Annotated in this window: 11 protein-coding genes; 6 read left to right on the top strand and 5 right to left on the bottom strand. The window is 59.7% G+C overall.

What is annotated here, in order from left to right; translation table 11 throughout:
- Positions 1 to 6: 6 nt before the first annotated feature.
- The 4 genes from C7378_RS13190 (at position 7) to C7378_RS13175 (ending at position 5,180) form a co-directional block, all read left to right on the top strand.
- The gene (locus tag C7378_RS13190; RefSeq protein ID WP_131997541.1) at positions 7 to 1,131 is read left to right on the top strand and encodes a glycosyltransferase; all 1,125 of its coding nucleotides are present in this window, start codon (positions 7 to 9) and stop codon (positions 1,129 to 1,131) included.
- 20 nt (positions 1,132 to 1,151) lie between these two features.
- A complete protein-coding gene (locus C7378_RS13185) occupies positions 1,152 to 2,489 on the top strand; it encodes an oligosaccharide flippase family protein (protein WP_131997538.1) in 1,338 nt (445 codons plus the stop codon).
- Positions 2,483 to 3,934 carry an O-antigen ligase family protein gene (locus C7378_RS13180; protein WP_131997536.1) on the top strand — a complete coding sequence of 484 codons (1,452 nt, stop codon included), beginning with the start codon at positions 2,483 to 2,485 and terminating at the stop codon, positions 3,932 to 3,934. The genes C7378_RS13185 and C7378_RS13180 overlap by 7 nt, the downstream gene beginning before the upstream one ends.
- Positions 3,935 to 4,025: 91 nt before the next feature.
- A complete protein-coding gene (locus C7378_RS13175; RefSeq protein ID WP_243648247.1) occupies positions 4,026 to 5,180 on the top strand; it encodes a glycosyltransferase family 4 protein in 1,155 nt (384 codons plus the stop codon).
- Here C7378_RS13175 and C7378_RS13170 read toward each other — a convergent pair.
- Positions 5,158 to 6,465 (bottom strand): hypothetical protein, encoded by a 1,308-nt coding sequence (locus C7378_RS13170; RefSeq protein WP_207901435.1) that lies wholly within the window; start codon positions 6,463 to 6,465, stop codon positions 5,158 to 5,160. The two genes, C7378_RS13175 and C7378_RS13170, sit on opposite strands and share 23 nt — an antisense overlap.
- Positions 6,466 to 6,586: 121 nt before the next feature.
- Between C7378_RS13170 and C7378_RS13165 the strand changes: the two genes are divergently transcribed.
- On the top strand, positions 6,587 to 7,285 hold the full coding sequence (locus tag C7378_RS13165; RefSeq protein ID WP_131997530.1) for a helix-turn-helix transcriptional regulator: 699 nt from the start codon (positions 6,587 to 6,589) through the stop codon (positions 7,283 to 7,285).
- 209 nt (positions 7,286 to 7,494) lie between these two features.
- On the opposite strand, the gene C7378_RS13160 is transcribed toward C7378_RS13165, so the two are convergent.
- Positions 7,495 to 8,499: a M28 family peptidase gene (locus tag C7378_RS13160; RefSeq protein WP_131997527.1), complete on the bottom strand. Its 1,005-nt coding sequence runs from the start codon at positions 8,497 to 8,499 to the stop codon at positions 7,495 to 7,497.
- 79 nt (positions 8,500 to 8,578) lie between these two features.
- On the opposite strand from C7378_RS13160, the gene C7378_RS13155 reads away from it, so the two are divergent.
- Positions 8,579 to 9,772 (top strand): lactonase family protein, encoded by a 1,194-nt coding sequence (locus C7378_RS13155; protein WP_165876806.1) that lies wholly within the window; start codon positions 8,579 to 8,581, stop codon positions 9,770 to 9,772.
- A gap of 44 nt (positions 9,773 to 9,816) precedes the next feature.
- Here the strand turns inward: C7378_RS13155 and C7378_RS13150 are convergent, their stop codons facing one another.
- From C7378_RS13150 to C7378_RS13140, 3 genes are all read right to left on the bottom strand, one after another.
- On the bottom strand, positions 9,817 to 11,310 hold the full coding sequence (locus tag C7378_RS13150) for an aldehyde dehydrogenase family protein (protein WP_131997521.1): 1,494 nt from the start codon (positions 11,308 to 11,310) through the stop codon (positions 9,817 to 9,819).
- A 197-nt stretch (positions 11,311 to 11,507) separates the two neighbouring features.
- Complete coding sequence (locus C7378_RS13145) at positions 11,508 to 12,482, bottom strand: retropepsin-like aspartic protease (protein WP_165876805.1); 975 nt, start codon at positions 12,480 to 12,482, stop codon at positions 11,508 to 11,510.
- A 31-nt stretch (positions 12,483 to 12,513) separates the two neighbouring features.
- The gene (locus tag C7378_RS13140) at positions 12,514 to 13,749 is read right to left on the bottom strand and encodes an alpha/beta hydrolase family protein (protein ID WP_131997514.1); all 1,236 of its coding nucleotides are present in this window, start codon (positions 13,747 to 13,749) and stop codon (positions 12,514 to 12,516) included.
- Positions 13,750 to 13,813: the final 64 nt, after the last annotated feature.

The following is a 13,813-nucleotide window of genomic DNA, read 5'->3' as shown; positions in this document are numbered from 1 at the left end:
GAAAACATGTCCCGGATTGCGATTTTTCAAGACTATCTTGCTCAGATGGGTGGCGCAGAACGTGTGACGGAAGCGCTTCTCGATGCCCTGCCTGACGCGGATCTTTGTACCACGTTCGCAGTCCCAGAACGGATATCACCCCGTCTTCGCGACGCGGGCCCGAAGACTACATGGATGCAGTTGCTGCCAGCAAAAGACAAGCTCTACAGACACTACTTTCTGCTCTATCCCTTCGGGATAGAGGCAGCAAAGCTGGACGAATATGATCTTATTGTGAGTAGTTGCTGCGGATACGCCAAGGGAGTGAAGCGTCGCAAGGGAGCAGTGCATGTGTGCTATTGTCACAATCCCATGCGATGGGTATGGCGCTTTCCGGATTACATGGAGCGTGAGCATTTCAATTCGGTAACGAAGGCAGGCTTGAACTTGATGATCCAGGGACTCAAGCACTGGGAGCTGCGCGCCGCGAAACGCCCTGACTACTACATTGCGAATTCTCATATTGTCGCCGAGAGACTGAAGTCCGCCTTCGGTGTGGAGGCCCACGTGATCGAGCCTCCGATCGTGACATCACGGTTCACGATAAGTCCACAGGTCGATGATTATTACCTGGTGCTCTCCCGACTCGTTCCTTACAAGCGTATCGATCTCGCTATCGAAGCATGCAACGCGACAAATCGCCGGCTGATAGTGATAGGAGACGGTCCGGACCGTCCACGGCTGGAGTCTCTGGCCGGACCCCGGGTGACCTTCCTCGGAAGGCAGCCAGACAGCGTAGTGAATCGATATGCAAGCCGCTGCAAAGCACTGATCTTCCCTGGGGAGGAAGATTTTGGCATGACGCCACTGGAGATCAATGCGGCTGGCAGGCCTGTAGTGGCCTACGGCGCCGGCGGTGCGACTGAGACGATTATTCAGGGCCTAAACGGCGTGCTCTTTCGTCAGCAGACCACGGCGTCATTAATCGAGGGTCTGGAAGATTGCGAAAGCCGTACGTGGGACCCTGCTGCGATCAGGCGGCGCGCCCAACGCTATGACATTCACATATTCAAACAGCGGCTGGTTGATTTTTTGATTGGCATTTCACCGCCGATCCAGAACTTGCCAGTAGGCCAACAGGAAGTTGCATGAGCTTAGCCCCGGCAAAAATAATGCCTACGCCTGAGGCCGGGGTTCCACGCGTCCGCAAGGGTTCGCGTGCGGTCGCGCATTCTATTTTGAGCAAGATCGTTATTTTGGGACTGCAGGCTTCGACTGGAATTCTCACGGCGCGGATGCTGCTGCCCCACGGCCGGGGAGAACTGGCCGCCATGGGTCTCTGGCCGCTGCTTGTGGCCAGCCTCACCACTTTGGGTATCCCCAGTTCCCTGATTTATCACCTGCGTAAACTGCCGGAACAAAGAGAGCGGCTGATTGCGAACGGCTTTCTTATGGCGACCCTGCTGGGCTCCCTGGCAGCAATCGTCGCATCGTTCGGGCTGCCGTTCTGGCTGCATCAGTACCCGTTGTCGATGATCCATGCGGCACAGTGGTTTCTGCTTACTGTGCCGATCTGTTCAATGACGCTGGTCGGTCGTGCGGTTCTAGAGGCAGCCGATGAGTTCTCCGCATCGAATGCCATCCAGATGCTCACCCCCTTCGCTACGCTGCTAGGGCTTCTCGCATTCCTGGCTGCACACAAACTGAATCCTTACACCGCGGCCATTGCATACATTCTCGCTTCCATTCCAACTTTCATCCTCATGCTCGGCCGGGTGCGGAGGCTTGGGTTCGGCGGCTGGCAGTTCAGTCCCTCCTCAATGAAGCTGCTACTGGGCTATGGCATACGGTCGTACGGCATCGACGTGCTCGGCACATTAGCCCTCCAGGTGGACCAAGTGCTGGTAGTCAGCATGCTGTCTCCCAGCGCGATGGGAACTTATGTTGTCGTCTTGAGCTTGTCGCGGATGTTGAATCTTTTCCAGAACTCGGTAGTTATGGTGCTGTTTCCGAAGGCCACGGGCCGCTCTCAGGAAGACATTGTGGCGCTGACGGGACGGTCGGCTCGCATCAGCAGTCTTATCACTGCGGCATGTGGACTGTTCGTGTGCGTAGCCGGCCCTGTGCTGTTGCGCATCCTATATGGAAAGGAATACGCCACGGCCGCCGGGGTGCTCCGCATTCTGGTGCTTGAGGTGATTCTCTCAGGAGCCACATTTGTGTTGGCGCAGGCATTCCTTGCTGTGGGCCGTCCCGGAGTCGTGACGATCCTGCAGGCGATTGGATTATCACTGAGCATTCCTATGATGCTGTGGCTGATTCCCCGCTATGGAATTTACGGGGCAGCGATTTCGCTGCTTACTTCCACGGTCGCGCGTCTCCTGTTCATCTACAGCGGATTCAGGATCTTCCTCAAGACCAGCCCGCCGCAGCTGATGCCTAACGGCAACGATCTCAAGCTTCTTCTCCATGCGGCTTTAAGCCTGCGTCCGGAGCGTGCGGCATGTTGACGGCTGCCCGCATCGACAACATGCCGCAGATGGCCATCCAACCGGTGCGCCCGTATCGGGCGCAGACGCTTGGGGCCGTGGCGGTGATGATCTGCGTACCTGCTCTATGCATTGCGGCAGGGCAGGCAGGTCTGCTGCGGCTGATTTTTCCGGTGCTCGCACTGGCAGTCAGCGCCTTTCTCTTCTGGCGGTCGAAGCCACTTTATGTTGGCCTGGTGTTCTGGCTGTGGTTCCTAACACCGTTCCTCAGACGCATGGCAGACTTCCAGAGTGGATGGCAGGCGCAGAGCGCTGTTCTTTTGGCACCCTATCTCGCGGCGGGCGTTTCTTTTATCACCTTGCTCACCTCACTCCGGCACCTTGGGAAGCGGCAGTCGCTGCCCTATACGTGCGCACTGGTTGCCGTTCTTTACGGCTTCCTCGTCGGGGTGTCGCGCTTCCCGCTGTTCGATGTTTTTCGCGCTTTGCTGAACTGGCTGGTGCCAATCGCCTTCGGCTACTTTCTCTATCATCACCGCGAGTTGTATCAGGAGTTTCGGAGTGCGATCGAGAAGGCATTTCTTTATGGAATGCTGGTGACAGGCGCCTACGGCGTTTATCAGTTTTTCACTCTGCCCGGCTGGGACAAGATGTGGATGCTGAATGTACAGATGAACTCTTTCGGCACTCCGGAAGCAATGGAAGTGCGTGTCTTCAGCACCATGAATGCCCCTATGATCTTTGCTGCTGTTGTGGCGGCAGGTCTGCTGCTGCTGTTTTGCGCGAAGGGGAAGCTACGTCTGCTGGCTGCCGGCTGCGGCTTTCTTGCTTTGATGCTTACCATGGTCCGCTCTGGCTGGCTAGATCTGATTGCCGGGTTCGCCTTTCTCGCGATGAGGCTGGACATGCGCCAGCGGCTGCGACTGGCGCTTGCTGCCGTGGCATGTGCAGTGTTCCTTCTGGCCTCGCTGCAGATTCCGGTCATTCATAGTGAAGTGACGACGCGCATTCACTCGTTCTCAAACGCCAATGAGGACGTCAGCTACTCGGCGCGAATCGAAGGACATGAATCCGCATTGCGAGTACTGGCCCAGGAACCTTTTGGAGAAGGAATCGGCAGTACGGACGCCAAACACAATACCGAGGGAGACGACGACATTATTGGCCCCGACGACAGCACAGTGCTCAAGTTCCTTTACGAGCTTGGCTGGATAGGCTCCCTGATCTATGGCGTGGGACTGGTGACGCTGACTGTCCAATTGGCCCGGGCAGACCACTCCGACCCTTTCGTTATGGCATCGAAGGCAATCGTCATCGGCCTGGCGGCACAGTGTCTGCTGAACAGCGTGGTCACCGGACTCCTCGGATTTCTGGTGTGGACGTTCGCGGCCTTGAGCCTGGCGGGGGCAGAGAGTATTGCAGGCGCCGTTGAACAGCCGGACCCGCTGGAATTCGCAGCCGTTTAGAGTGGGCATCGACGCCTCTCTTCCGTAACGGCTATGCCCTTGAGGTTGTTTGCTTCGTTAAAAATTGGCCCGTCGTAAGCTCACGGCAAATATGAAAACGCTCGAGAACAGTGAAACGCCCATGCGAATTCTGCACATCCTGAATGATGTAACCGTCCTCGGCAACGGCATCGTGAATACTGCTGTCGACCTGGCAATCGAACAGGCGAGGCAGGGACACGTGGTGGCCATTGCTTCGGCAGGCGGTGGCTATGAGCCTCTACTTGAGGAACTCGGAGTCAGTCACTTCAAACTCGATCAGTCGCGCAGCGTTCCCAACATGATGCGCGCTCTGCTTTTGTTCAGGCGGCACCTCCGCCAGTTCCGGCCCGATGTAGTGCATGCACATATGCGCACCGGCCTTCTGCTCGCATGGGGCTGGTCCTTGGTCTACCGCTTTCCGCTGATCGCGCACCTGCACAATGTCCGCGAGCGGGAATCAACCCTCATGGGACTGGCGGACAGGGTGATAGCCGTCAGCCACTCCGTAGCAGCGACGATGTCGACCAAGGGGATCCAAAGGAAAAAGCTCCGCGTGGCGCTGAACCGGACCCTCGGAACTCCCAGACTGCCGAGGATGGAAAGCGTGAGGCCAGCGGTAATCGCCAGGCCCTCTATCGTGACAGTCGCGGGGATGTACCACAACAAGGGCATCGCCGAGCTGATATCCGCCTTTGAGATAGCTGCAGAGAGATGCACGGGCGCACAACTCTATCTCGTCGGCGATGGTCCGGACAGGCGGGTTTTTGAGGAGCAGGCGCGCTCAAGCAAGTGGAGCAAGCAGATCCACTTTGAAGGGTTCCAGGCCATCCCACAGGCGTACATGATGAGCGCCGATGTTTTTGTCCTTGCATCGCGACGCGAATCTTTCGGTCTCGTCCTGATCGAGGCACGAGAGGCTGGTTGTGCCATCATCGCCTCGCGCACCGATGGAACTGCCGAAGCGCTGGACGAGGGCCGGGCCGGGCTGCTGGTGCCGCCCGAGAATGTACCTGCACTGGCTGATGCTCTATGTCGGCTGCTCGGAGACGACCACGAGCGCCGAATGTGGCAGCAGCGGGCTATGCAGGGAGTCGAGGCGTTTCGAGTCGAAGTAATGGCTGCCGAAGTTCTGGCCGTTTACTGCGAGCTTGTGCGGCCCGACGCCATCGTTAAGGTTGCCCTGCCGGATCGCGAAGCTTCCGCTATTTCAACGCAATCTGAATAACCAGCGGATGATCGGGAACCTGCACCCAGATACTATTCTGGCCGTTATAGAAGTTCATCGGTGCAGCCTGAACTGCCGGCTCATAGGTGGTCATGCTTTTGACACTTTCATTCACGGTGACGGTAACCGGCTGGGGAGCATTCGCGATGTCTACCTGATTCTTAGTATCAAAGCTCGACTCATCCTGCCATAAGATCAGAAAGAACTGTCCGTCAGACCGTTGGAGCAGCAGATGCCGGGTTTGTGCATTCGCATTGCTTACCGAATAGTTCAGCTGCCCCAGATTTGCCGTTTCATTTGCATCGCTGAGCTCGCTGATCAGGTTCTTCATCGCGGCAAATGCCGGCTTTTCCGAGCCGTCCGCGCGGAGCAGGCCCCAGTGCTGCTGTTCATCGGTAAGGTCAGGATTCGGCTTCTCATCCATGAATTCGTAGAGGTAAGTGCGGAAGATGTCGTGGGAGAAATCTTCCAGAAAGACGCGGGGGATGTACTTCGCGGCAGCAGCCTCTGAGACCCCCGGCTGGTCGCGATGATCGTTCAGCGCATTGTGATAGCCGGTCTCGGTGATGATGACCGGTAGAGAAGCTGATACGCTCTGGGCCAGCTTTGGCTGCTGGGGAAAGATGACCGACGGCACCTGGCCTGCGGGATAGGGATGCAGGTTGCCGTAATTCATATCCTGGCTGATGTCTCCAAGGGTGGCGCCATCGCCAGCCATGGCCATGGATGGTCCAATCACTGAGATCGGCCCCGTATCCACCATCCCCTGTACGGACTGATAGAGCGATGCCTGGTAGTTGCGGTCGATCGAGGCCCAGTTCGCAATATTGCTGACATCCATCTCATTCGCGCCCTCAAAGGACTCGATGGACCCGTTCGCAAGGTCGTCGATCTCTTCAAGGAGCGGGGCGGCGAGAGTGCCAAGATTGCTCCGCGGATCGACTACGACGTTGTAGCGAATGCCCAGGCTGGCCAGCTTTGACCAGCGCCCATATAGAAGCGCGTTGTAATCCGCTCCTTGCAAGTGAGCGCCAACGCGCAAGTGCCGGATGCCAATGGACTGCAGTTCGCGTTCGACAAGCGGGAAGTTGCCGTAGCTGGTATCGAAGTAGTTCAGCTGAGCACTTACGCCGATGCTGTTGACGAAATCATAGGCGCTGCGTGCCGTCTCGGAAGGAAGAGGCGCTGTTTGACTTCCAGCGTTTTGGCTCGTTGGAGCCTGGCTTACTGCGGTCGAGCTGCAGCTACAGCAGGCAAGCAGCATCGTTGCTGCAAGCACCTGCATACAATGCACAGCGGCATTGGGCATGGGATTACCCCTGGTGGAAGGCGAACCAACCAATTCATGAAGGATGTTATCTAAAGTTATTACCTGATCGGCACCCTGTAGTCAATTAGATTCACATTTGGGCACACTGGCCCGTACGAAATATCGAAATGAACCCATGAATGTGATTGAAGTCGTCCTCGCGGATAATCAGCCGCTGACGCTGTGTGGCTTGAGAAGTTCCATAGCAGATCACAGCGATATACGGATTCTCGCCGAATGTACTGAGCGCGAGTGCCTGATGGAGGTAGTATCTACCCACGCGCCGCAGGTACTACTGGTAAGCACCGAACTCCTGCGGGAAGAGTTTGATCCGCTGCAAGCACTGAAAGAGGATTACCCGCATACCCGCGTGCTCCTGTTGACGGCCCGCCACGATTCCGCATTTCTTCAGCACATCTTACGTCTTGGCATCAATGGCGTTTTCAAGCGCGAAAGGCCGGTGCACCACATTCCTATCGCTATACGCACTGTCAATCGCGGAGAACTGTGGTTTGAGCGCGCCGTTACCGAAGGGATGCTGAGTGACCTGCTGCGAAACGGCAACGGGAAAAAGGACCATGCAGATGGGGAGAAGAAACCTCCGGTCAGTGCTCGTGAGCAGGAGGTGATTGAGTTGATCTGTCAGGGTCTGAGAAATAAGGAGATTTCCGAACGCCTGCACATCAGTGAAGCTACTGTGTCTCACCACCTCACCTCGATCTTTCGCAAGCTCGAGGTTGAAGACAGGGTATCGCTCGTCCTCCACGCCGTGCGACATCACCTTGTCGCTCTGTAGCACCAGATCCAGCCTTTCCTCTCTTAATAAGCTAAGTATTGGAGCGCGCTTATCCCGGATTGGTGTACCCATTTTCGCCACATGACCCGACTCCGTCAGAGCCAACCTCTCAGCCCAGGGGTTCGAGGGATGAAATGGCGAGCACGTCTCAATGGGCGTTTCAATCCAAAATTGCGCCGCGGCACGAGCCGGATAGACGGCAGGGAGCGCTAAGGCTTGCCGCCGGAGTTCCAGGTGGGACGCCAGCGGGTGTTGGCCAGCCAGGTGATCGGCTTTTGCATGGAGCTGATGACGGAGACCATGTAGGGGAAGTCGATTTTGCCGATTTCGTCGCTGGGCTGGTGGTAGTCCTTGTGCAGGTTGAAGCTGGAGACGGTCTGCGCGATGATGCCCCGCCGGGCGAGGGCGTAGTTGTCAGAGCGGCGGAAGAAGTGCTCCTTAGGATGGGGGTCGGCGGCGATGCGGGCACCGTGCTTCGCGAGCTGAGGGCCGAGGTTGCTGCGGCCGTAGCCGGTGAGCCAGAAGTCAGTGGACGGGACGGTGGCGGGGTCAGGGCGTCCGATCATTTCAAACTCAAGGTTGGCGACGATCTGCGCGAGAGGGACCGGCGGATGGGCGAGAAACCAGGCGTTGCCGAAGCCGCCCAGCTCCTCTGAACCGAAGAGGGCGAAGATGATGGTGCGGCGGGGGCGCGGGCCGTGGGCGAGCACGCGGGCGAGTTCAAGGACGGCGGTGGTGCCGGAGGCATCGTCGTCGGCTCCGTTATAAATTGAGTCGCCGTTGACGGCGGGGCCGATGCCGAGGTGATCGAGGTGGGCGGTGAGCAGGATGGCCTCGTGGCGCGTCTCTGCTTCAGAGCCGGGGAGGATGGCGACGGCGTTCCAGGTCTCGGTGCGGGGGGTGTCTTGAAACTTGCTGAGAAAAGCGGCGATGCGAGGCGGGAGCGGTTGAGGAAGCGGCGCCTTCTGAAGGTAGCTGCCGTTGTCTCCCCCTGGGGCGAGGCCGAAGCTCTGGAAGAGCGAGGCGGCGAAGAGGGCGGCGAGGTGTTCATCGCGGGTGGCGCTGCCGCGGCCGTGGAGCTCGTCGGAGGCGAGGAAGTCTTCGTCGGCGCGGACACAGTCGGCGCAGAATCTGGGCGATTCGGCGGCGGAGAGGCGACAATAGGAAGAGCTAAGGGTTAGAAGCAGAAGCAGGGGCAGGAGCGTTCGGCGCATGAGTGTGGAAAGTATAACGGAGGGGCGCGTGGCTGCCCACGGGAAACGCCGAAGGCGCAGGGACGGAAGGGATCGAGGGATGAGACAGGGACGAGGCCGGCAGGCTGCGTGGATTTTTGGATTGGCGGCGGTGCTGGGGCTGACGGGCTGCGGGAAGTTTTTCCAGCCGAAGTCGAACGGCGGCGGTGGAGGAGGAGGTGGTGGTGGCGGCGGCGGCGGGACCACGACGGCGAACTTCCTCTACGTGGCGAACGAGGCGCAGAACCTGAATACAGTGGCGGGGTTCTCGCTGGCGAACAGCCAGCTGGCGCTGTCGACGAATTCGCCCTATAACGTGGGGTTTCCGCCAAATGCGATGACGATAACGCCGAGCAACTCGATCCTGTATGTGGGCGGGATTGTGGCGGGGGGCATCTACGCCTACGCGGTGAACGGGGCGAACGGATCGCTGAGCATCCTGAACAACGGGAATCCGGTACTGACGGGGGTGAGCCCGGCGGTGCTGAAGGTAGACCCGACGGGTAACTGGCTGTTCGAGGCGGACTACTCGCTGGGCGGGGTGTCGGCGGTGGTGAACCTGTTCCAGATCGACCCGCAGACGGGCGGGCTGTCACAGGTGTCGGGCGGGCAGATTGCGCTCGATCCGGGGACGCCGACGAGCATTGCGTATACGCCGAATGGCGGGCTGGTGTACATCTCACTGGGGACGGGGGGGATGGACCTCTTCAGCTTCAACCCGGGGAATGGCGCGCTGGCGAAATATAACTCGATCCTGCAGCCGCGGTATCAGAACGACTCGATCAACGGGCTGGCGGTGGAGCCGACGGGGCAGTACCTGTTTGCAACAGAGACGGGCATCAATGCGGTGAGGGTGCTGAAGATCAGCACGAACGGGTCGCTGGCAGAGGTGAAGGGTTCGCCGGTGGCGACCGACCTGGGACCGACGGCGGTGCTGGTGGATAAGACGGGCGCGTTTGTCTACGTGGCCAATCGCGCGGGAACCGGGCAGGGAGACATCAGCGCTTTCAGCCTGGATGTAACGACGGGCGGGCTGACTCCGGTGACGGGTTCACCGTTTGCGACCGGATATGCTCCGGTTTCACTGGCCGAGGACAACACGAAGACGTACCTGGCGGTGGTGAACAGTAATGGACTGCCGGACCTGCAGGTCTTCACCTTCAGCACGACGACGCCGGGAGCGCTGGTTCCAGCCTTTTCAGCGACGACGGGAGCGGACCCGACGACGGCTTCGCTGGTGGTGGCGACGCATTAGAGGCGCATCCCCCGGCGCACGAGCGTGCGCCGGGGATGCGGGGATTATTCGCCGGTGTCGATCTGGGCGCGCTGGAGGCGATCAGAGTAGTCGACGTAGACGGACTTCCAGGTGGTGTAGAAGTCGAGTGCGCCGGTGCCGCCCTCGCGGTGGCCGTTGCCAGTGTGCTTGACTCCGCCGAAGGGCAGATGGACCTCAGCGCCGATGGTCGGGGCGTTGATGTAGGTGATGCCGGCCTCAAGATCACGCATGGCCTGGAAGGCGCGATTGACGTCGCGGGAGTAGAGCGCCGTCGAGAGGCCGTAGTCGATGCTGTTGGCGATCTCGATGGCGTGCTCGAAGCTGTCACACTCAAGGACGCTGACGACCGGGCCGAAGACCTCTTCGCGGGCGATGCGCATTTCAGGCTTGACGCCGGCGAAGACGGTCGGCTCAAAGAAGGTTCCCTGATCAAAGGTGCCGTCCTCAAGCACGGAGCCGCCGCAGACGAGTTTCGCGCCCTCATGCTGCGCGATTTCGCAATAACGCATGGAGGTCTCGATCTGCTGCTGGTTGACCTGCGGGCCCATCTCCACGGACTCGTCGAGGCCGTTGCCTACCTTGAGGGCGGAGGCGCGCTCGACCAGCTTCGCAATGAACTTCTCCGCAACGCTCTTGTGGACGATGATGCGGCTGGTGGCGGTGCAGCGCTGGCCGGTGGTGCCGAAGGCTCCCCAGAGCGCGCCTTCCAGGGCGAGGTCGAGGTTGGCGTCTTCAAGGACGATCATGGCGTTTTTGCCGCCCATCTCAAGCGAGCAGGGCTTGAAGTTGGCGGCGGCGGTCTGACCGATGATGCGGCCGACTTCGCTCGATCCGGTGAAGGAGACGGCGCGAACATCGCGGTGCGAGACCAGTGGAGCGCCTGCGTCGGGGCCGAAGCCGGTGACGATGTTGACGACGCCGGGAGGCAGGCCCGCATCCATGAGGGTCTGCACGAGGTTGTAGGTGGAGAGAGGCGTGTCCTCAGCGGGCTTGATGACGCAGGTGTTGCCGCAGACGAGCGCCGGAAAGAGCTTCCACGAAGGGATGGCCATGGGGAAGTTCCACGGGGCGATCATGCCGATGACGCCAACGGGCAGGCGGACGGACATGGCGAACTTGTTAGGCAGCTCGGAGGGCGTGGTCTGGCCGAAGAGACGGCGGCCTTCCCCGGCCATGTAGAAGGCGGTATCGACGGCCTCCTGCACATCGCCGCGGGTCTCCTTGAGCACCTTGCCCATTTCGCGGGTCATCTCCTGCGCGTATTGCTCCTTGCGCTGCAGAAGGAGTTCGCCGGTGCGGTAGAGGATCTCGGCGCGCTTTGGCGCGGGGACGAGACGCCAGGTCTTAAAGGCTTCGCGGGCAGCGTCTACGGCGTCGGAGACGTCCTCGGCGGCGGAAGACTGGAATTCGCCGACGATGTCGCTGTGGTCGGCAGGGTTGATGTTGAGGAAGGTCTTGCCGGTGCGGGAAGGAACCCACTGCCCGCCGATGAGGTTCTTGTAGAGTTTTGCTGACATTGGTCGTAATCGCCTGTGGTTGTTTGGCTAAACAATCAAGGATAGCAGGCGGAGCGGGGTGGCGCTCTCGACTCTCAGCCAGCTTTTACAGTCGCGACGTCTAATAGACGTGCAACGGCTCGAACGGCATTAACCAGTCCTGGCTGCGATTCACACACCGGCGACGATCAGCCTTATGTGCAAGTAAAGCAAGCCGATCAATCTGCTTTCGATTGAGGCAGCGGGCGGAGGATCACCCGGGCATGTTCATAATCAATTACCAAAGTGAACCTGGACAAAAATGCATTGCCTATGGTGCCCGCGAGATGGCTATCCCCGGCAACGCCTCGTTGGGCCTCTACGATAGTGACGGGCTGATTGGAGAGCTGGCCAGCCCCTACCAGAACCGACCGGAGAAACCCCTCTTGATAGCTGGCGCTTCCGGTGAGGCCAGCTAGCGCATAGCCTCTCGGAACTAGATGGCGATCCAGGATGGCAGCCTCATGATGCGAGGCAAAGCTGGAATTCAAGATGATCCCCGAATCGCTGCCGGTATCCACCATAAAAAGCCCCTTGCTAAATTTGCGCGGGCCGGTTTGTAGCTGCATGGCGATGATTGGCAGTCTCGAACGATCAAAGGGGAGGACAATATCTGCACCAGACGGTTCCACCCGTCCACCCACAACGATCACTTGCTCCTGATAATGAATGGAGACCAGGTGCCTTGAAAGAAATGAAGCGCCGAGTAGTCCTCCGATCTGTATCTTTGAGGCACTCTCCATAGGCGACAAGTCCAGAACGAGGACTTTTGGCTCGGAAATATCTTCTCCACCAAGCACCAACTGGACTCCTGTTACTGAACTGAGCATCCCTTTTGCTGTTTGAGTCAAACCCTTCAACTTCATCTTCTCGGCGGCAGGCAGAAGGTTTTGCTCAGTAGCCAATCTTCGATTGAGCGCGATCCCTGCAAACCCGCTGTCGAGAATGAACTGGGTCTGGCGCCCGTTCACCTCAACGGGCACCAGGATCAAGTCTCTTGCGATAGACACAGGGATGCGCTTGGCAGCCTCTATCGAAACGGGGGCCGCTTTCCGGATCAAACTCTCCTTTTGGGTACTCAGACCCGTAGCGCTATAAGGAGAAATGAATCCAAGCGCGAGCACAACGGTCGTTATCAATTTTGGGGTGGACATACATGACCTACACATTGAGTGGCGGAAAGTCCTACCCTGCTTCGGCGGTTCTTAACACCTGGGCGAAGAAGTGGACGAGCTGCCAGCGGTCTTTCCAGCGGTGGGTCTCCACGCCTATGCCGGCGTGGGCGAAGATGGGCGAGATGAGCCTGGCGCGCAGGACGCCGGGGGGCAGATCGCGAACCAGCCAGGCTGCTTCTCCGGTGGGGATGATCGGGTCGTCGCTGCCGTGAAGAACGAAGACGGGCGCGCGGAAGGCGGAGAGCTGGTTGCGGGGCGAGAGCGAGTCGAGGCCAGGCCCCAGATCGGTGGCTGCACGCCTGAGGGTGTCCGGGCTCTGGAGCTGGATCATCTCGGCGGTCTGGATGGCGGTGAGGGCAGACTCCAACTGGAGAGCGAGGCGCTTGTGCCGCTGCAGCCGGGCACGAATGACACCCTGAACGGCGGCGCGGTCGGCAGGAGGAACGACATGATCCACATAGGCATACTCGATGGCGAGCGAGCCGTAGTCATTGCCATCGGTGGGCACGCTGTGGCCGCCGGGCAGCGGCTCGCGATGAGCGGCATAGGCGCGGATGACGCGGGGAAGGCTGTCATAGGTGCCGGAAACGAAGACGAAGCGGACGCTTGGCTGATTCTCCGGGCGGGCGGCGGCGAGCAGGGAGAGCGCTCCGCTGAAGCTCATGGCCATGAGGCCGACGGGAGCGTGGCTCTGCGCGGCCAGCCAGCGGACGGAGTCGCCGATGCTGTCAATGGAGCTGCCGTCGATGCGGTCGTCGCGGAGCTGGGCGAGGTCAGGGGTGAGCACGAGCATGCCGCAGGCGGCGAGGCGGCGGGCGTAGGAGGTGAGGTCCGGCGCATCCATACCCATGTAGTAGAGGCCATGCACGAGGACGACGGCGGGCGGCGCGGCGATGCCCTGGGGACGGTAAAGACGGCCCGGAAAAGGGCCGTGGACGCCGGGGATGGTTGTGTCCACGACGAGGACCGGCGCGTCGGCAACGAGCTGGAGCGGGCGCGGGATGCTGTCTCCGTTGATGCCCATGAGCACGGTGAGAGCCTGAAGATGCCACCTGATCTGCGGCCAGAAGGCGAAGGACAAGGCTGCGACGGCCAGCAGGATCGCAGCCGGCAGGAGCAGAGGCGGACGGAAGGCGCTGGGCCCGGCTCCGGCAGCAGATGCAGGCTGCGCTTCGCTCGGAAGAGAGAGAGATGGGTGTTTCAGGGTAGTGCTTAGAAGTGGCCCGGCGTGGTGTGGCAAACGCATCTCTCTATCTTGGAGAAAGATGCCGGGGGGCTCAACAGGATAGACCTGTTTTCAGAAACGATAG

Origin of the sequence: Acidipila rosea (assembly GCF_004339725.1) — a bacterium.
Lineage (GTDB): Bacteria > Acidobacteriota > Terriglobia > Terriglobales > Acidobacteriaceae > Acidipila > Acidipila rosea.
Note: the sequence above shows the minus strand (reverse complement) of the source record. Positions and strands in the feature narration are given on the sequence as shown.